Annotated in this window: 16 protein-coding genes; 11 read left to right on the top strand and 5 right to left on the bottom strand. The window is 66.0% G+C overall.

The genetic code is table 11. From position 1 onward, the window contains the following. Positions 1-218 precede the first annotated feature (218 nt). Both ACVWY3_RS16595 and ACVWY3_RS16600 read left to right on the top strand, forming a co-directional pair. Positions 219-1,409 carry a glycosyltransferase family 4 protein gene (locus ACVWY3_RS16595; protein WP_456839408.1) on the top strand — a complete coding sequence of 397 codons (1,191 nt, stop codon included), beginning with the start codon at positions 219-221 and terminating at the stop codon, positions 1,407-1,409. 28 nt (positions 1,410-1,437) lie between these two features. Continuing rightward, the gene (locus ACVWY3_RS16600) at positions 1,438-2,973 is read left to right on the top strand and encodes a glucosamine inositolphosphorylceramide transferase family protein (protein ID WP_456839409.1); all 1,536 of its coding nucleotides are present in this window, start codon (positions 1,438-1,440) and stop codon (positions 2,971-2,973) included. A gap of 164 nt (positions 2,974-3,137) precedes the next feature. On the opposite strand, the gene ACVWY3_RS16605 is transcribed toward ACVWY3_RS16600, so the two are convergent. The 5 genes from ACVWY3_RS16605 to ACVWY3_RS16625 form a co-directional block, all read right to left on the bottom strand. Continuing rightward, positions 3,138-4,085, bottom strand: coding sequence for an ABC transporter substrate-binding protein (locus ACVWY3_RS16605; protein ID WP_456839410.1), 948 nt, complete (start codon positions 4,083-4,085; stop codon positions 3,138-3,140). A 66-nt stretch (positions 4,086-4,151) separates the two neighbouring features. After that, positions 4,152-5,192: an ABC transporter permease subunit gene (locus tag ACVWY3_RS16610; RefSeq protein WP_456839411.1), complete on the bottom strand. Its 1,041-nt coding sequence runs from the start codon at positions 5,190-5,192 to the stop codon at positions 4,152-4,154. After that, on the bottom strand, positions 5,185-6,708 hold the full coding sequence (locus ACVWY3_RS16615) for a sugar ABC transporter ATP-binding protein (protein ID WP_456839412.1): 1,524 nt from the start codon (positions 6,706-6,708) through the stop codon (positions 5,185-5,187). The genes ACVWY3_RS16610 and ACVWY3_RS16615 overlap by 8 nt, the downstream gene beginning before the upstream one ends. 130 nt (positions 6,709-6,838) lie before the next feature. Next, positions 6,839-8,284, bottom strand: a complete 1,446-nt coding sequence (gene xylB, locus ACVWY3_RS16620) for a xylulokinase (protein ID WP_456839413.1) — start codon at positions 8,282-8,284, stop codon at positions 6,839-6,841. Between the two features lie 13 nt (positions 8,285-8,297). Further along, positions 8,298-9,221 (bottom strand): LysR family transcriptional regulator, encoded by a 924-nt coding sequence (locus ACVWY3_RS16625; protein ID WP_456839414.1) that lies wholly within the window; start codon positions 9,219-9,221, stop codon positions 8,298-8,300. Positions 9,222-9,328: 107 nt separating this feature from the next. Here ACVWY3_RS16625 and ACVWY3_RS16630 point away from each other — a divergent pair, with 107 nt between their 5' ends. The 9 genes from ACVWY3_RS16630 (at position 9,329) to ACVWY3_RS16670 (ending at position 18,829) form a co-directional block, all read left to right on the top strand. Continuing rightward, a complete protein-coding gene (locus ACVWY3_RS16630; RefSeq protein WP_027559005.1) occupies positions 9,329-9,652 on the top strand; it encodes a Dabb family protein in 324 nt (107 codons plus the stop codon). Further along, positions 9,649-10,728 (top strand): maleylacetate reductase, encoded by a 1,080-nt coding sequence (locus ACVWY3_RS16635; protein ID WP_456839415.1) that lies wholly within the window; start codon positions 9,649-9,651, stop codon positions 10,726-10,728. The genes ACVWY3_RS16630 and ACVWY3_RS16635 overlap by 4 nt, the downstream gene beginning before the upstream one ends. 4 nt (positions 10,729-10,732) lie before the next feature. Further along, positions 10,733-12,097 carry an amidohydrolase family protein gene (locus ACVWY3_RS16640; protein WP_456843385.1) on the top strand — a complete coding sequence of 455 codons (1,365 nt, stop codon included), beginning with the start codon at positions 10,733-10,735 and terminating at the stop codon, positions 12,095-12,097. Positions 12,098-12,118: 21 nt separating this feature from the next. Continuing rightward, on the top strand, positions 12,119-13,021 hold the full coding sequence (locus tag ACVWY3_RS16645; protein ID WP_456839416.1) for an NAD(P)-dependent oxidoreductase: 903 nt from the start codon (positions 12,119-12,121) through the stop codon (positions 13,019-13,021). A 14-nt stretch (positions 13,022-13,035) separates the two neighbouring features. After that, positions 13,036-13,920 carry an intradiol ring-cleavage dioxygenase gene (locus tag ACVWY3_RS16650; RefSeq protein WP_456839417.1) on the top strand — a complete coding sequence of 295 codons (885 nt, stop codon included), beginning with the start codon at positions 13,036-13,038 and terminating at the stop codon, positions 13,918-13,920. A gap of 63 nt (positions 13,921-13,983) precedes the next feature. Continuing rightward, positions 13,984-15,378, top strand: a complete 1,395-nt coding sequence (locus ACVWY3_RS16655; protein ID WP_456839418.1) for an FAD-linked oxidase C-terminal domain-containing protein — start codon at positions 13,984-13,986, stop codon at positions 15,376-15,378. 10 nt (positions 15,379-15,388) lie between these two features. Further along, positions 15,389-16,912: a sugar ABC transporter ATP-binding protein gene (locus ACVWY3_RS16660; protein ID WP_456839419.1), complete on the top strand. Its 1,524-nt coding sequence runs from the start codon at positions 15,389-15,391 to the stop codon at positions 16,910-16,912. Next, positions 16,905-17,855: an ABC transporter permease gene (locus tag ACVWY3_RS16665; RefSeq protein ID WP_456839420.1), complete on the top strand. Its 951-nt coding sequence runs from the start codon at positions 16,905-16,907 to the stop codon at positions 17,853-17,855. Before ACVWY3_RS16660 ends, ACVWY3_RS16665 begins: the two co-directional genes overlap by 8 nt. After that, a complete protein-coding gene (locus ACVWY3_RS16670) occupies positions 17,852-18,829 on the top strand; it encodes an ABC transporter permease (protein ID WP_091887690.1) in 978 nt (325 codons plus the stop codon). Before ACVWY3_RS16665 ends, ACVWY3_RS16670 begins: the two co-directional genes overlap by 4 nt. Positions 18,830-18,846: the final 17 nt, after the last annotated feature.

Here is an 18,846-nt window from a genome sequence, read left to right on the forward strand (position 1 = left end):
CTATGGTTAATCCGCGGTTACCCGCCCCCGCACGACCATGACCAAATGGTTAACGCGCTCGCGCCATGCGCCCGAGAGCAAGCGGAATTCCCTTGTGAATGATGTGTTTCCGGCAGCGGGGCGCATTAACTCCGTTTGTTGCTAGTCGGTGTCTGGCCGATGCCCGCGTGATAGGTACGGAGTTAAGAAGGTGAAGATTTCACTAGCGGGCGGGATCCGTGCTCCATTACCAGCTAGGCACAGAACTGGGCGAGGCACCGAGGCTGCCGTCGACCGCGGCGGCGCTGGCAAGACCGGACGGTGGCGGAGCAAAGCCGCGCGTGCTTCTCGTGCAGACGCAGGCCGAGAACGCGGGGGCGCAGGAGATCTCGAGGCTCCTCGGCGCCGGGCTGACCGCTCGCGGCTACCGCGTCACCAATCTGTTCTTCTTCCGCAAGTCCGATTCGTTCGACGAGCCGCCCGATACGCTCTACTGCGCCTCGCGCCGTCCCGGCAATGCGCTGGCGCTGCTGCGCATGCTGTGGACGCTCGGCCGCCATATCAGGACCATCCGGCCCGATGCCGTCCTGACCTTCCAGCATTTCGGCAACGTCATCGGCGCGGGCGTGACGCGCCTCGTCAGCCGCGCGCCAGTCGTTGCCAACCAGGTGTCATCCGCGCTCTCGATGAGCTGGCCGGTGCGCACCGCCGACATCGCCATGGGCAGCCTCGGCTTCTTCGATTGCATCACGCTCAACTCGAAAGACATGGAGCGCGAATATTCACGCTACCCCGCGGCCTACACGTCGCGCATGGTGCATGTCCCACACGGCTTCGACGACAAGGCGCTCACCTTGTCGAAGCAGGCTGCGCGGCAGACATTCGACCTGCCGCTGGATCGCACATTGCTCGGCTGCGCCGCGCGGCTGCACCCGCACAAGCGGCTCGATGCGGCGATCCGCCTCCTGCCCGATCAACCGTCGTGGCACCTTGCCCTCGCCGGCCAGGGGGCCGACGAGGCGCGGCTGAGGCAGCTCGCGGGTGAGCTGAAAGTAACGGACAGATTGCATCTGCTCGGCGAAATCCCACCGCGCCGGATGGCGGAGTTTCTCGCCTGTCTCGATGTGTTCGTCTTTCCGACGCAGGCCGAGACCTTCGGCCTTGCCGCAGTCGAGGCCGCAAACGCCGGCGTTCCTTCCGTCGTCACCGACCTTCCCGTGCTGCGCGAGGTGCTGTCCTTCGAGGGCAAGCCGACAGCCCTGTTCGTCGATGCCACCGATCATGCGCAGCTGTCGGCCGCCGTCTCGAGACTCCTGAATGACCAGGCATTGAGCAGCGAGCTGCGACAGAATGCGAAGGGCCTAAAGTCGCGCTATTCGGTCGATGCGATGGTGGAGGAATACGTTCGAATTCTCGGCCGGGTCATCTGACCAGGGCGTTGGAAGAGATGAGCTCGACATGATCATCGAGTTTCGCTGTGAACGTGACCATGCGCGGCAGTGGATGGGCCGTCAGACGCTGTCGATCGACGGCCGCGACGTTCCGGTCCGGATCGCATGGACCGCGACGGCACAGCCGCGGCCCGCTGGTCTCGATGCGCTGTTCGAGCTCGAGCGCCTGGTGTTGCACAAGGGCAAGCCCAGCGGCGCCGGCAAGCTGAAGATCATTCCGGAACGCACGCAAGCGCCAAGCGGCACGACCGACGTGATCGTCGACTTCACCGGCGCGGCACGGGATCCGAATTGCACGGCCCGGCTCTATCTCCGCCCCCTGTTCAATGGCACCGCCGGCGAGAACGCTGCGCTCACCGCCATCCTCGCCGGCGATCTGCCTGTCGTCGAGATCGTCAATGAGGTCGACGGCGCCGTGCTCGATCGCGGCCATCCGTCCGCGGAGACCGCGGCCGGCCTGAGCGGCGGGCTTGAAACGGTCATGGCGCGAACGCTGACCATGGTGGCGGCCATCCTGTCGGGACGGCCGCGCATCGTGCCGCAGCTGGCGCGTCCCGCCGCTGGTGGCAATGGCCGGCAGCCGGCACCCTATGTACTGCGCGGCCTCGCCTTATCGGTCGCCAAGAAGATTTATCGCCTGTGCTGCTATGCGCCGCATTGGCATGTCGGATGGCGCTTCAATGACGGCGCGGGCATCTGGCAAACCGGAGATCTTTCCGGGCCGCGCTGGAACGTGCTCGGCGATCCCGGAAACCATTTCTACGCCGATCCCTTCCCGATCACCTGGCGCGGACGGACCTTCGTCTTCTTCGAGGATCTCGATCACCGCGTCGGCAAAGGCATCATCTCGGCGATCGAGTTCAGCGACAGCGGGCCCATCGGCGAGGTCGTGCCGGTGCTGGAGGAGCCTTGGCACCTTTCCTATCCATTCCTGATCGAGGATGATGGCGAGTTGTGGATGATCCCGGAAAGCTCGCTCCACGGCGATGTTGCGCTCTACAAATGCGTCCGGTTTCCGGACAAATGGGAGCGGCACGCGACGCTGCTGTCGGGCCTCGAGTTCGCCGACGCGACGATCACGCGGCACAACGGGTTGAACTATCTGTTCGGCGCCTGGCGCGACGGAGCCGGCGGCTACTCGGATTCGCTGGCAATCTATTACGCCGAACACCTGCTCGGCCCGTGGCTGCCGCATGCCAGCAACCCGGTGCTGATCGATCGCGCAAGCACGCGACCTGCGGGGAATTTCGTCACCATCGATGGCAAATTGTGGCGGCCGGTGCAGGACTGCACTGACGCATACGGCGCAGCGCTCGCCCTTGCGGAGATCGTCGAGCTGTCGCCGACGACATACAGGCAGGTGGTCCGCCACTCTCTCAAGCCCGGCCCGGCCTGGCCCGGCAGGAAGCTGCACACGCTGAACCGCTGCGGCCGGCTCGAGGTGATCGACGGATCGCGCGTTCAACCCAAGAGCCGTGCCTTCGCCAGCAAATTTCCATCGGCCGTTTTACCCGCGCGAGCCAGCGCGTTAACGGCCTGCTGAGCCGCCGCCAGCCGATCGAGATCGTGCGAGGCTAACACAAGAGCTGCCCCGCGCGCTCGTACGGCCGATCGGCGCGCGTTTTGGCGCCTATGACACGGCGGCGGCGTTGATCAAACGCCGTCCGCCATGGCTCGTTTCGAGCAGTCTCGGCAGCGGCGGACGTCCTACTGCGAGCGATCCGAGGTCCAGCCCTTGTACTCGGCGACGTTGTCCCTGGTCACGAGCTTGGACGGCAGGAGCTCGACGGTGGAGGCCGGCTTCTGGCCATTGAGGATGCCGACGCCGACCTGCACGGCCCGCCGCGCCATGAAGAACGGATCCTGCGAAGCCGAGGCCTGGATCTGCGGCGACTGCGGATCTTTCAGCGCCGCCTCGATATCGGGCGCGCCATCGACTGCAGTGATGATGATGCCCGTGCGGTTCTGCTGTCGCGCCGCAAGATCGGTGCCGATCGCCTGCGGATCGTTGATGGCGAAGATGGCATCGATCTTCGGGAAGCGCGTCAGATAGCCCTGCGCCACGTTGAGCCCGCCTTCGCGCGAGCCCTTGCCGTCCTGGTCGCTGGACAGCACCTTGATGCCGGGATTCTTGGAGAAGACGTTCTTGCAGCCGACGACGCGGTCGATCACGGCGGAGACCTGCGGCCCGTTCTCGATGATGACGTCGCCCTTGCCCCCCAACTTGTCGACGATGTACTGGCAGGAGATCTCGCCGGCCTGCACGTTGTTGGTCGTCACGGTGGCATCGGCGCCTTCGGCCGCGGTGTCGACCGCGACGACAACGATGCCAGCCGCCTGCGCCTTCTTGATCGCCGGCCCGATCGCCTTGGGATCACCCGGGTTCAGCAGGATCAGATCGACGCCGGCGGCAATGAAATTGTCGATCTGGGTGACCTGCTTGCCGAGATCGTATTCGAAGCCGACCGTCGTGATCTTCACATTGGGGTTGGTCTTCTTCGCCTCGAACTCGGCGCCCTTCGACAGCGCGACGAAGAACGGGTTGCCCATCGATCCCAGCGAGACGCCGATCGATTTGAGCTCCTTGGCGCAGGACGGCGCGGTGCCTAGGGCAAGCGCCATGGCAGCGCCGGCGAGCATGATGGTCTTCAACATTGGTTTCCTCCCTGGTCTGTCTTCATCCCCGGCACGGCAGACCAGTTGCCGCAACGGAACGTCGCATCACGTTCTGGCCGACCCTTGCAGGCGGTAGCGGTCGAGCGCCACGGCGCCGATGATGACGAGGCCCTTGATCACATATTGCCAGATGTCGGAGACGCCGATCAGGATCAGCCCGTTCGACAGCACGGCGATGATCAACGCCCCGACCAGCGTGCCCCAGATCGAGCCGATGCCGCCGACGAACGAGGTGCCGCCCAGGATCACGGCGGTGATCGCGTCGAGCTCATAGGACTGGCCGAGCTGCAGACCGTTGGCCGCATAGAGGCGCGCCGCCTGCATGGCGCCGCCGAGCCCCGCGAACAGTCCCGAGACGCCGTAGACGAAGATCAGCACGGCCCAGACCTTGATGCCGGCAAGCCGTGCCGCGCTTTCATTGCCGCCCACCGCATAGATGTGCACGCCGAGCACGGTCCGGCGCAGCACCAGCCAGGAGACGAGGATGACGAGTAAGGCGATCACCGACAGCCACGGGATCGACGCAACGCCGGGGACCAGCGTCAGCGAGCCGTTGCCGATGAACGCATAGGGAATCGAGGGATTGAACACGGTGGTGTCGGCGCCGAGCAGCCGCGCCAGGCCGCGCACGGCGGTGAGCGAGCCGAGCGTGACGATGAAGGGCGGGAGCCGCAGGAGCGCAATCAGCGCACCGTTGACGAGGCCGAAGCCAAGGCCGGTGACGAGCGCGGCCGGCAGCCACAGCATGCCGAGCTCCGGCAGCTTGGAGAGCGTCAACCCGGCCATCGCCGAGGCCGCCAGGATCGAGCCGACCGAGAGGTCGATGCCCCCGGTGAGGATGACGAAGGTCATGCCAGCGGCGAGCACGGTATTCACCGCGGCCTGCTGCAGCACGATGCCGAGATTTTGTCCGGTGAAGAAGCGCCCCTCGGACAGCATGTGGAAGCCGATGCAGAGAACCAGCAGCACCGGCAGCATGCCGAGCGCGCTGATCAGCATTCTCACCCGCTGACGCCTCGTCTCCGCAGCGGCACCGTTGGTCGTCGTCGGGACGGCACTGGCCTTCGAAGCACCGTTGTCAGGCATCGAGATGCTCCATCCCCGTGGCAAGCGCCATGATGTCTTCCTGCGCCAGCGGTGAATGCGGGCCACGCGTGACCTCGCCGGCGATGTGGCCGGCACGCATCACGACGACGCGGTCGCAGATGCCGATGATCTCGGGCAGATCGGACGAGATGACGAGGATCGCGGTGCCGGCCTTGGCCAGATTGTCGATGATCGAATAGATCTCCGACTTGGCGCCGACGTCGACGCCGCGCGTCGGCTCGTCGAGGATCAACACCTTCGGCGCAATGGCGAGAAGCCGCGACAGCAGCACCTTCTGCTGGTTGCCGCCGGACAGGCCCCCTGCGGCGACGCCGACATTGGCGGCGCGGATGCTGAGCCCTGCGAAGGCTCGTTCGGCCCGCTCGCGCGCCTTGTCGCGATCCAGGACCCAGCCGAGCTTCGCATCGCGCCCGAGCACGGCGAGATTGATGTTGTCCAGGCACGACATGTCGAGAAACAGGCCGAGCGCCTTCCTGTCTTCCGTCAGGTAAGCGATGCCCGCCTCGAGCGCCTCGCCCGGCGTGCGGATGTCGACCGGGCGTCCCTCAAGCTCGAGACGGCCGGCAGTCCTGGGCGCCGCGCCGATGATGAGATGCGCAAGCTCGGTGCGGCCGGCACCGATCAGGCCGGCGAGCCCCACCACCTCGCCTGCATGCACGGTGAGCGAGCAGCCCTTGACGCGGCGTCCGTCAGCCATATCGACCGCCGCGAGCACCGGATGTCCGCGTCCCGCTTCGGCATCGTGCTCCTTCTTGTAGAACGAGGAGACATCGCGCCCGACCATCATGCGGACGATGGTATCGGCGCGGATGCCCTGCTTGTCGAGCGAGCCGACCAGCCGGCCGTCGCGCAGCACGGTGACACGGTCGCCGAGCGCGTAGACCTCGTCCATGCGATGCGAGATGTAGATAATGGCGAGCCCCTCGGAGCGAAGCTGGCGGATCAGCGCGAACAGCCGCTCGCTTTCGGCCGCCGACAATGAGGTGGTTGGCTCGTCCATGATCAGGATCTTTGATCTCGCGTGCAGCGCGCGGGCGATCTCGACCAGTTGCCGTTGGCCCATCGACAGGTGCGCCACCAGTGTCGATGGCAGGAAGTCTGCACCCAGCCGCTTCAGGATCGGCCCGACGCCCTCACGCATCTCGCCGCGGGCCAGCAAGCCTGCATGCGATAGCTCCCGTCCCAGATAGATATTTTCGGCAACGCTGAGATTGGGAGCCAGTGACAGTTCCTGATAGATGATGGAGATGCCCGCCGCACGACCGCCGAGCGGACCTTCGATCCGGACCGGATGTCCCTCGATGCGGATCTCGCCGCCGGCATCAGGCCGGTAGGCGCCGGACAGGATCTTCATCAGCGTCGACTTTCCGGCGCCGTTCTCTCCCATCAAAGCATGGATTTCGCCGGCATAGACGGTGAGATCGACGGCACGCAGCGCCTTGATGCCGAAGAAGGATTTCGAGACCCCGCGCATCTCGAGGATCGGATCGTCCATCGTGCCTCCCGACGCACAATGCGTTTCCTACCCGCGTCTCAATCGGTTTCTCAGCGCGGTTCACGCATTAAACAAAAGGCTGCGGCGCAGGGCAATACCGAACACACGGGAAGGCAACATCGAAGCGGCACTAGTGGCGCGGCCGATACAGTTCGCGCCAGGCGGGAAGCCGGTCGGCATAAGCATCGACCAGCCCGGCGTCGGGTTCAAAGGTCTCGATGCGCTGCGGCCGCGTGCATACGGCGGCGACCGCCTCACCGGTGACAGCAAGCCGCCCCAATCTCGCCGCACCGAACGCCGCGCCGGTTTCACCTCCGGCAAAACGATGGACCGGAACATTCAGCACGCTCGCCAGCACCGAGAGCCAGAACGGGGACCGCGAACCACCGCCGATGGCGTCGGCCTCCGCGATCGCGATGCCGGCATCAGCGAGCACGTCGCGGCAATCGGCGAGCGCGAAGGCAACGCCTTCGAGCACCGCCTGCACGATCGTCCCGCGATCGGTGCCATGGCTCAAGCCATCGAGCATGCCGCGGACGAGGGGATCGTCATGCGGCGTCCGCTCGCCGGCAAGATAAGGCAGGAAGCTCACCGGTGACGGTGCCCGCGGGTGCGATCCAAGCGGCGCCAGCAGCTCGGCCTCGCTGGCGCCGAGAAGGCGCGCGATCCAGGCGAGGCAGGAGGCGGCCGAGAGAATTGCACCGGCCTGAATCCACATGCCGGGAACGGCGTGACAGAACGTATGCACCGCGCGATCCGGGTTGGCGGCGATGGCGCTGGTCGGCGCCAGCAAGGCACCGGAAGTTCCCAACGACACGAACGCGGTTCCCGGCCGGATCGCGCCGATGCCGACGGCGCCCGCCGGATTGTCGCCGGCGCCGCCCGCGATCACCGGCCGCCTGCGCATGCCCCAACGCAGCGCGAGCTCGCCGCGCAGCGTCGATGCGGGCGCACATCCCTCGACCAGGCGCGGCATGTGACCGCGCGACAGGCCGGTCGCCGCCAGCGCGGCCTCCGACCAGTCTCGGCGCGCGGCGTCGAGCCAGAGCGATCCCGATGCATCCGACACGTCCTCGACGGCCTCGCCTGATAGCACCAGGCGCAAATAGGCCTTTGGCAGCAGAACGAGCTTGGTCGCCGCGAATATTTCAGGCTCGTGCGCCGCGATCCACAGCAGCTTCGGCGCGGTGAAACCGGGCATCGCCTTGTTGCCCGTCGTCGCACGCAAGGCGGGCCAGCGTCGTTCCAGAATGCGACACTCCGCGGCAGCACGTCCGTCGTTCCAGAGGATGCAGGGCCGGAGCGGCTTCCCGCTCGCATCGAGCAGCGTGGCGCCATGCATCTGGCCGGATAGTCCGATGCCTTCGACGGCCGCCAACGCAGCGGCATGGCTCGCCTTCAGAGCGTCCAGCGTGGCAAAGGTCGCTTCAATCCACTGCGCGGGCTCCTGCTCATAACAGCCTGATAGCGGCGAGGCCGTCGCAAGCGGGCGGCTCTCGCTTGCGATCACGCGCTGGGCATCGTCGACGAGAACGGTCTTGACCGCGGAGGTCCCGAGATCGATGCCGAGATACATGGATGCTCTCCGCTCACTTGGTCGCGTCGATCCAGATTCCGGGCTCCGAATGCTCCCGAATGTGGCTGACGAGGAAGTCGGAAAAGACCCTGATCTTGGCCGGCAGCCTGACGCGGTTCTGATAGGCGATGTTCATCGTGAGCAGCGGCAGCTCCCAGTCCCTCAGGACGGGCACCAGCCGGCCGGCCGCGATGTCGCTCTGCACAATGTAGAGCGGCTGAATCAGGATGCCGAGCCCTGCGCGCGCCGCGCCACAGATGATCTGGCCGTCATTGCTGTCGAGCGTCGGCGCGATCCGAACCGTCTGCGTCGTGCTGCCCTTGCTCAACCGCAGCGAATAGGGATCGTTGGCGAGATTGTAGATCAGCATGTTGTGACGGGCGAGATCGGCGGGATGCTCGGGCCGGCCGTGCTTCTCCAGATAGGAGGGAGCCGCCGCGAGCACGCGGTGCATCTGGCCGATGCGGCGGACGACGATGTTGGAATCCGGCTCGTGCTCGCGCGTGCGGATCGCCACATCGATGCCGGCTTCGATGAAATCCAGATAGCGGTTGGCGCTGATGATCTGCACGCTGAGATCAGGATAGAGCGCGCGGAAGGCCGGCAGCATCGGCGCGAGATAGATCATCGCGAAGGACAGCGAAGACGTTACGCGCAGCATGCCCTTCGGCGACAGCGCGCGGTCGGAGACGGCGTCCTCGGCTTCGGCGAGCTCGTTCAGCAGCGTGCTGCAGCGCTGCAACAGCTCCTGCCCTGCCTCGGTGAGCCATTGCCGGCGCGTGTTGCGTTCGATCAGCCGGACCGCAAGCCGCTCCTCCAGCGCGCTGAGATGCCGGCTGGCGGCCGCGTTCGACATCCGCAGCATTTCGGCGGCCTTGGAAAGACTGCCGAGCTCGGCGGTTTTGGAGAAGACTTCGAGTTGGAGCAGCCGGTCCATTTTTGCGCAAAGAGGAAAAGAGACTTACGAAGATTGGCCTTTATTTCCGTTTTCCGCAAGGCAAAATGCCCCCAACAAAGCACAATGGCAGGCGAGGAAATCAGGAAATGTCGGGCCCGATCAGGCACATCGTGATGTGGCGGCTGCGCGGGGAGACCCCCGAGGAGCGCTCCGCCGCCCGGCTGAAGGTCAAGACCCTGTTCGAGGGCCTCAAGGGCCGGATCGACGGCCTCACCCACATCGAGGTCGGCATGGACGTCAGTGCGGTCGACTATGCCTGCGATGTGGTGCTGTTCTCGGAGTTCACCAACCAGGCGGCGCTCAGCGCCTATGCCAATCATCCGGAGCACCTGCGCGTCCGCGAGGCGCTGGGCGACTTGCGGATCGGACGCTTCCAGGTCGATTATCCCATCAAAGAGACCGGCGCATGATCGGTACGTTCACCTTTGAAAACCTGCCCTGCCGCGTCGTGTTCGGCAGCGGAACCCTGGCATCGGCCAAAGCCGAGGTGGAGCGGCTCGGCGGCAAGCGCGCGCTGGTGTTGACGACGCCGCAGCAGGAGGCACAAGGTAAGAGCCTCGGTGCCGCGCTCGGCCCGCTCTATGCCGGCATTTTTCCGGGCGCCACGATGCATACGCCGGTCGATGTCACCGAGCGCGCGCTCGCGGCGATGAAGGCATGCGAGGCCGATTGCGTCGTCTCGCTCGGCGGCGGCTCGACTACAGGCCTCGGCAAGGCGCTGGCCTTGCGCACCGGCGTCAATCAGCTCTGCATTCCCACCACCTATGCCGGCTCGGAGATGACGCCGATCGTCGGCCAGACGGAGAACGGCCTCAAGACCACGGTGCGCGATGCGGCCGTGCTGCCGGAGACCGTGATCTACGATGTCGATCTGACCTTGACGCTGCCGGTTGGTCTCGCGGCGACCTCAGGCATCAATGCGATCGCGCATGCTGTCGAGGCCCTCTATGCCCGCGACACCAATCCCGTGACATCGCTGATGGCGGAGGAAGGCATCCGTGCGCTGGCGCGCGCCCTTCCCGCGATCAGCGTCAAGAGCGATGATCGCGAAGCCCGCACCGAAGCCCTTTACGGCGCCTGGCTATGCGGCGTCTGCCTCGGCACCGTCGGCATGGCGCTGCATCACAAGCTCTGCCATACGCTGGGCGGCACGTTTGACCTGCCGCATGCGGAGACCCATACGATCGTGCTGCCGCATGCGCTGGCCTACAATGCGCCGGCCGTACCCGAGGCGATGGCGCGCATCTCGCGCGCGATTGGTGCTGCCGATGCGTCGCAGGGTCTCTACGATCTCGCCAAGCGGCTGGGCGCGAAGCTGGCGCTGCGCGACGTCGGCATGCCCGAGAGCGGCATCGACAAGGCGGCGGATCTCGCCGTCACCAATGCCTACTGGAACCCACGCCCGCTGGAGCGCAATGCCATCCGCGACCTGATCGCGCGCGCCTGGGCCGGCCAGCCGCCCGTTACCATCAAAGCGGCGGCGTGAGATGATGCGACGCACGCTGATCAGATCGGCCACCGTCATCAGCATGGATGACGCGATCGGCGATCTTCCGACCGGCGACGTGCTGGTCGAGGGCAGCCGCATCGTCGACGTACGGCCGTCGATCGACGTTGCGGCCGACACGGAGATCGTCGATGGCACGGGCCGCATCGTCATTCCCGGCTTGATCAACGCGCACATGCACACCTGGCAGACCGGCTTGCGCGGCTTCGCCGCCAACTGGACGCTGCTGGAATATTTCCGCCGCATGCATGCGGGCCTTGCCACCGTGTTCCGGCCCGAGGACATCCACATCGCGACGCTCGTCGGCGCGCTGAACCAGATCAACCATGGCGTCACCACGCTGGTCGATTGGTGTCACAACAATCCGACGCCCGATCACACCGACGCGGCCGTGCGCGGCCTGATCGAGAGCGGCATCCGCGCCGCCTTCTTCCATGGCTCTCCGAAGCCGGAGCCGAAACCAGGCGAGCCGCATTTCTCGGAAGTGCCGCATCCGCGCCGCGAGGTCGAGCGGCTGCTGGCGGGGCCCCTCGCCGATCGCGACGGCCTGGTCACGCTGGGACTTGCGATCCTCGGACCCCATTATTCGACACTGGACGTCGCCATGCACGATTTCCGCCTGGCGCGGGAGCTCAATCTGATCGCATCGATGCATCAGGGCGGCGGACCGGCCAAGACGCCCGGCGGCTGGGAGAAGCTGATCGAGGCCGGCCTCGTCGGCGCCGGCATCAACATCGTTCATGGCAACGATCTGCCCGACGACCTGCTCGATCACCTCGTCGACCTCGGCGTCTCGTTCTCCGTCACGCCGGAGAACGAGATGATCCAGGGCCACGGCTTTCCGATCACCGGACGGCTGCTCAAGCGCGGCGTGCGCCCGACCATCGGCATCGATCTCGAATCGGTGCTGGCCGGCGACCTCCTCTCGGTCGCCCGCGTTGCATTGTCGATGCAGCGAGCGCTCGACAACGCGGAATCGCGCAAAGCGAACGGTACCATTCCGGCGACGACCACGATTCCCGTCCGCGAGGCGCTGCGCTGGGTCACCACCGAAGGCGCCCGCATGCTCGGCCGCGAGCGCCAGATCGGTTCACTCTCGCCGGGCAAGCTCGCCGACCTCGTCCTCATCAACGCCTCCGATCTCAATCTCCATCCGGTGCACGATCCCGTCGCGACGGTGGTGATGCAGACGAGCCTTGCCAATATCGAGGCCGTCATGATCGGCGGTACCTGGAAGAAGCGGAACGGCAAGCTACTCGTCGAAGGGCTGCGGACGAAGAAGGAGCTGCTGGTGCAATCCGGCCGGCGGCTGGTACGGGACATCGAACGACAAGGACGCGCCGCCTGAAGGCGCCAACGGACAACGACAATGACAGACGCTACGAAGAATGTTGCTTTCATCGGGATCGGCAAGATGGGCCTCCCGATGTCGGTGCTCGTCGCCAAGGCCGGTTACGCCGTCACCGCGTTCGACCAGAGCGCGGTGCGGATCAGCGAGGCGCGTACGCAAGGCATTTCTATCGCCGCCTCGCCCGCCGAGGCCGTGAGCGGCAAAGCAGCGGTGATCACCTCCCTGCCCGATGACGCCGCCCTGCGCGGCGCGCTGCTCGGTCCCGCCGGCCTGATCGCGGCGATGGCGCTTGGGGCCGTGTTGATCGAAACCAGCACCGTCAGCGTCGAGGCTTCCAGCGAGGTTGCTGCCGCGGCGCAGGCACGCGGCATCGCCTATCTGCGCTCGCCGGTCTCCGGCAATGCCAGCATCGTCCACACCGGCGCGCTGACCTGCTTCGTCTCGGGGCCGAAGGACGCGTTCGAGACCGCAAAGCCGCTGTTCGCCGCCTTCACCCGTGCCCAGACCTATCTCGGCCCCGCCGAAGAAGCGCGCTACGCAAAGCTCTCGGTCAACCTGATGATCGCGGTGTCGGCCGCGATGATGGCGGAGAGCCTGGCGCTGGCCCGCAAGGGCGGCATCGCCTGGCAGGACATCCTGAAGGTGCTCGACGACAGCGCGGTGGCTTCGCCCATGGTGAAGTACAAGACCGCGCCGCTGCGGACGCGAGACTTCGAGTCCACCTTCTCCTGCAAGCAGATGGCCAAGGACCTCGATCTCATCCTGGGTGCCGGCCATTTGGTCGGCGTGCCGCTGCAACTCGCCGCGCAAGTGCGGGAGACCTATGGGTCGCTGGTGGCGCAGGGCGATGGCGAGGCCGACTTCATCGCGACCGTCAAGCATCTCGAGCGGCTGTCCGGCCTCGGCGAACCGAAACTCTGATCGTGGAGATACATATGCGTAACTTCAACGAGAACACGATCACGGACGCGGTGCTGGAGCGGATCGCGGGCGCCACCGATCCGCGCATCAAAGAGGTCAGCGAAGCCTTGGTGCGCCACCTTCACGCCTTCGTCCGCGAGGTGCGGCCGACCCAGAAGGAATGGGAGTACGGCATCGATTTCCTGACCCGCACCGGCCACATGTGCGATGACAAGCGCCAGGAGTTCATCCTGCTCTCGGACACGCTCGGTGTCTCCATGCTGGTCGACGCCATCAACCATCCGGTGCCGGAAGGCGCGACCGAAACCACGGTCCTCGGCCCGTTCTTCGTCCAGGCCGCGCCTGAAAAGGACAGCGGCGCCGATATCTCCGGCCCGATGGAAGGCGATCCGATGCTGGTCACCGGCTCGGTCTCGACCGTCGACGGCAAGCCGCTGGCGGGCGCCGTCGTCGACGTGTGGCACTCTGACGACCACGGCTATTACGACGTGCAGCAGCTCGACGAGATCGGCGATCTCGCGATGCGCGCGCGCTTCCACACCGATGCCAACGGCCGCTTCCATTTCTGGTCGATCAAGCCGGCCGCCTATCCGATCCCGCATGACGGTCCGGTCGGCGAGATGCTGGAGGCGCAGGGCCGCCATCCCTGGCGCCCTGCACATGTGCATTTCATGATCTCAGCGCCCGGCTTCGAGCAGCTGGTGACCCACGTGTTCGTTGCCGGCGACCAGTATCTCGACAGCGACGTGGTGTTCGGCGTCAAGGACAGCCTGATCCGCGAATTCACGAGGCATCCCGCCGGCCGTGCGCCGGATGGTCGCATGGTGGACAGCGAGTATTTTCACCTCAACTATGATTTCGGCCTGAAGCAGGTTGCGAGCAGCGCAAGAGCCGCCTAAGCCGATCGACGACGCCGCGGACCGACAAGAGTCCGGCAACAGGGAGCAGACGGGAGTTTTGGGATGGGACCTCGTGTCAGCACGAGCATATTGGCCGACCGCCTCACCGGCATGATCGGCCCGCGCGCGAGCGTAGCACGCGGCGTGCTCGACCAGCATGGGCAGAGCGAATCGCATTATCGCAATCTGCCGCCCGACATCGTCGTGTTCCCCGAGACGACACAGGAGGTCGCCGAGATCGTCAAGCTCTGTGCGGGCGCGGGCATGCCGATCGTCCCGTTCGGCGCCGGAACCTCGCTCGAAGGCAATGCGGCCGCGGTCGCCGGCGGCGTCTGCTTCGATTTCGCGCGCATGAACAAGGTGCTCAGCGTGCATGACAGCGACATGGATGTCGTCGTGCAGCCCGGCATCACCCGCAAGCAGCTCAATGCGGAGCTGCGCAACACCGGACTGTTCTTTCCGATCGATCCCGGCGCCGACGCCTCGATCGGCGGCATGACGTCGACGCGCGCCTCCGGCACCATGGCGGTTCGCTACGGCACCATGAAGGACAATGTCATGGCGCTGGAGGTGGTGCTGGCCGACGGCCGCGTGATCCGCACCGCGAAACGCGCGCGGAAGTCGGCGGCGGGCTATGATTTGACGCGCATGTTCGTCGGCGCGGAAGGCACGCTCGGCGTCATCACCGAGATCACGCTGAAGGTGCATCCCGTGCCGCAGGCGATCTCGGCTGCGGTCTGCAGTTTCGATACCCTGCACGATGCCGTCGACACCGCGATCTCCGTGATCCAGTCCGCGATCCCCGTGGCGCGCATCGAGCTGCTCGACGACGTGATGATGCGCGGCATCAACGCCTACGCCAAGCTCGGCTATCGTGAGGCCCCGACCCTGTTCTTCGAATTCCACGGCTCCGAAAACTCCGTCGCCGAGCAGGCCGAGGCGGCGCAGGCGATCGCCGCCGATCATGGCGGCCACGGCTTTGCCTGGGCCAAGGCCCCAGAAGACCGCAGCCGGCTCTGGCACGCCCGCGACAACACGCTCTATGCCGGCCTCGGCCTGCGGCCCGGCGCACGCGCGGTGATTACCGACGTCTGCGTACCGATCTCGCGGCTGGCGGAATGCCTGACCCAGACGCGGCGCGATGCGGACGAGCACGGCTTCACCGCGCCGATCGTCGGCCATGTCGGCGATGGCAATTTTCATATGCTGATCCTGATCGACCCCTTGAAACAGGAGGAGACCGAGGGCGCCAAGGCGTTGCAGGCCCGCATGGTCGCCCGCGCCATCGCCATGGACGGCACCTGCACCGGCGAGCACGGCATCGGGCTCGGCAAGATCGACTACCTCACCGACGAGCTCGGTGACGCCGTCGACGTGATGCGATCGATCAAGACCGCGCTCGATCCGAACGGCTTGATGAACCCCGGAAAGATCTTTGCAGGCGGAGCCAAGACATGAGTGAGATGGCATGAGCGACGCGCTCCCGATCGAGGTCACCTCGCCCACGCCGCTGCTGGAGCTGCGCGGCATCAGCAAGGCGTTTCCGGGCGTCAAGGCGCTGGATGACGTGTCCTTTGCCGTCTACCCCGGCGAAGTCCACATGCTGCTCGGCGAGAACGGCGCCGGAAAATCGAGCCTGATGAAAGTGCTGTGCGGCGCCTATCGTGCCGATGCCGGCGAGTTCTATTACGAGGGCGAGAAGGTCGCGATCTCCTCGACCGCGGATGCGCAGAAGCTCGGCATTGCCGTGATCTTCCAGGAATTCTCGCTGGTTCCCTATCTCGACATCGCCCAGAACATCTTCCTCGGCCGCGAGCCGAAAGGCCGCATCCCCGGCACCATCGACCGCCGCAGGATCCTGGCCGAGGCCAAGCGCGTGCTTGACACGATCGGCTTCGACATCGATCCCTCCACCACGGTCGACAAGCTCGGCGTGGCGCAGCAGCAGATGGTCGAGATCGCGAAAGCAATCAGCCAGAACGCACGCATCCTCGTGATGGACGAGCCGACCGCGGCGCTGTCCGATCGCGAGAGCGAGCTGCTGTTCGCGCTGATCGCGCGGCTCAAGGCCGATGGCGTGTCGATCGTCTACATCTCGCACCGCATGGCCGAGGTGTTCGCGCTCGGCGACCGCATCACGGTGCTGCGTGACGGCCGCCGCATCGACGGCGTCAAGCCCGCCGATGTCACACCGGACCAACTGGTGCGCATGATGGTCGGCCGCAACGTCGACATGACCTATCCGCGCAATTTTGCCGATAAGCCCGGCGAAGTACTGCTCGAGGTCCAGGGCCTCTCGGCCGCGACGGGCATCTCCGACATCAACATCGAGGTCCGCCGCGGCGAGATCGTCGGCCTGTGCGGCCTGGTCGGCTCCGGCCGCAGCGAGGTGGCGCGCGCCATCTTCGGCGCCGATCCCGTGACATCGGGCGAGATCATCTTCGAGGGCAAGAGCATCTCCGGCGAGCCTGATCTCGCCGCCCGCCGCGGCATTGCGCTGATCCCGGAGAGCCGCAAGAGCGAAGGTCTCGCGCTGCTCCGCTCGGTTGGCGATAATTTGGTCGTGTCGGCGCTGAAAAAGCTGTTCCCGAGCGGCCTGTTCGACCAGCGCAGCGCGCAGCGCACCTCGGACGGCCTGATCCGGCAGTTGCGGATCGCGACGCCGAGCGCGCGGCAGACCGTGGGCCTGCTTTCGGGCGGCAACCAGCAGAAGGTCGTGATCGGCAAATGGCTGGCGGCCGGCTCGAAGCTCTTCATCTTCGACGAGCCGACGCGCGGCATCGACATCGGCGCCAAGTCCGAGATTTTTGCGCTGATCGACCGGCTCGTCGCGGAGGGCGCGGCCGCGCTCATGATTTCGTCCGAACAGGTCGAGATCTGCCATGTCTGCGACCGCGCCTATGTGATGCGCGAGGGACGGATCGCAGGGCATCTGACCCGCAATGAATTGACCGAGGAGAACATCGTGCGACTGGGGATGCATCATGCGTGAAGCCGCGGTCGTATCACAACCCAATCCACTGCAGCGCATCCCCGGCGTCGCCATCGTGCTGGTGCTGCTGATCGCGCTGTTCAGCGCCATTGCGCCCGGCTTCCTGTCGGCCGCCAACCTCTCCAACGTGCTGGTGCAGTCGACCATCCTGACCATGCTCGCGCTGCCGATGACCTTGATCATCATGACCGAGGGGCTGGACCTGTCGATGGGCGCGGTGCTGACGCTGACCTCGCTCTGCGTCGCGATCGTGTCGCTCGCGACCAAGTCAATGCTGCTCGGCCTCGGCGCCGGCCTCCTTGTCGGCGCGGCGTTCGGCGTCGCCAATGGCTGGCTGGTCGCGATCCTCGGTATCCCGCCCTTCGTCGCGACGCTCGGCACGCTCGGCATGGCGCAAGGCCTGTCGCTGATCGTCAGCGACGGCCAGAGCGTGGTCGGGATTCCCCACAGCGTGCGCGACATCTATTCGGCGACGCTGCTCGGCGTTCCCGTGCCGATCGTGATGGCGCTGGTGACCTACGCGGCGTTCCACGGCCTGCTCTATCACACCCGCTTCGGCACCTACATCTTTGCGCTCGGCGGCAATCGCGAGGCGCTGCGCTATGCCGGCCTTTCGCCCAACAAGCTGCTGATCGCGGTCTACGCGATCGGCGGCGCCATGGCCGGCATCGCGGGTCTGCTGATGACCGCGCGAATGAATTCCGGCCACCCGACCGCGGGCCTCGGCCTCGAATTCGACGCCATCGCTGCAGTCGCGGTCGGCGGCACCTCGTTCGAGCGCGGCAATGGCTGGCTGCTCGGCACCCTGCTCGGCGTCCTCTCCGTCGGCGTGCTGCGCAACGGCCTGAACCTGATCTCGCTGCCGTCCTCGGTGCAGGTCGCAAGCGTCGGCGTCCTCGTCATCGTTGCCCTGTTCCTCGACGGCCTCAGGAGCCGCGCATGACCGACATCACCAAGGACGCCATCGCGCCGCCCCGCTCGTTCCTGTCGCAGGACGCGATCCAGCTGTTCTATCGCCTGCTCGCGGCGCTCCTGATCTGTGCGGTGCTCGCCGTGCTCAGCGATTCCTTCCTGAGCCTCGGCAACATCCTCAATGTGCTGAGGCAAGCGAGCCTGACCTTCTTCATCGCCTCCGGCCTGACGCTGGTGGTGCTCACGGCCGGCCTCGATCTCTCCGTCGGCGCCAATGTCGCGCTGTCGGCCTGCATTGCCGGCACCGTGATTCACAAGACCGGCTCGCCGGCGCTGGGCATCCTCACCGGACTTGCCTGCGGCGGCATCGTCGGCCTCCTCAACGGCGTCATGGTCACCGCGCTGCGCATCCCCTCCTTCATCGCCACCTACGGCATGCTCTGGGTGCTGAACGGCCTGACTTATTGGTACATGGCGGGCGAGACCCTGCACGGCTTCCCCGCGGGCTTCCGCCAGATCGGCAGCGGATATCTGTTCGGCCTGCCCATACCGGTCTACCTGCTGCTGGTGTTCCTCGGCATCGGCACGCTGTTCGCGCAGCGGACGATCTGGGGCCAGGAGATCTATGCGATCGGCGCCAATCCGGTCGCCGCCCGCCTCTCCGGCATTCCCGTTGCGCGGCGCCTGCTGCTGGTCTACGCGGTCTCGGGCACCATGGCGGGGCTCGCCTCGATCATCTTCCTGTCGCGTCTCAATTCGGCCGAGGCCGATATCGGCGAAAGCCTGACGCTGCCGGCGATCGCGGCCGTGCTGATCGGCGGCACCTCGCTGTTCGGCGGCGTCGGCACCGTGTTCGGCACCTTCATCGGGGCGCTGATCCTGACGCTGGTGCTGAACGGCATGAACTTGCTCTCGGTCAGCGCCAACTGGCAGCCGCTGGTCACGGGCATCATCGTCATTCTCGCGGTCTGGCTCGACATGAAGACCCGCCGCCGCGCGCAATGAGTTCTAGAAATCCAACA

Source organism: Bradyrhizobium sp. USDA 4486 (assembly GCF_054057995.1).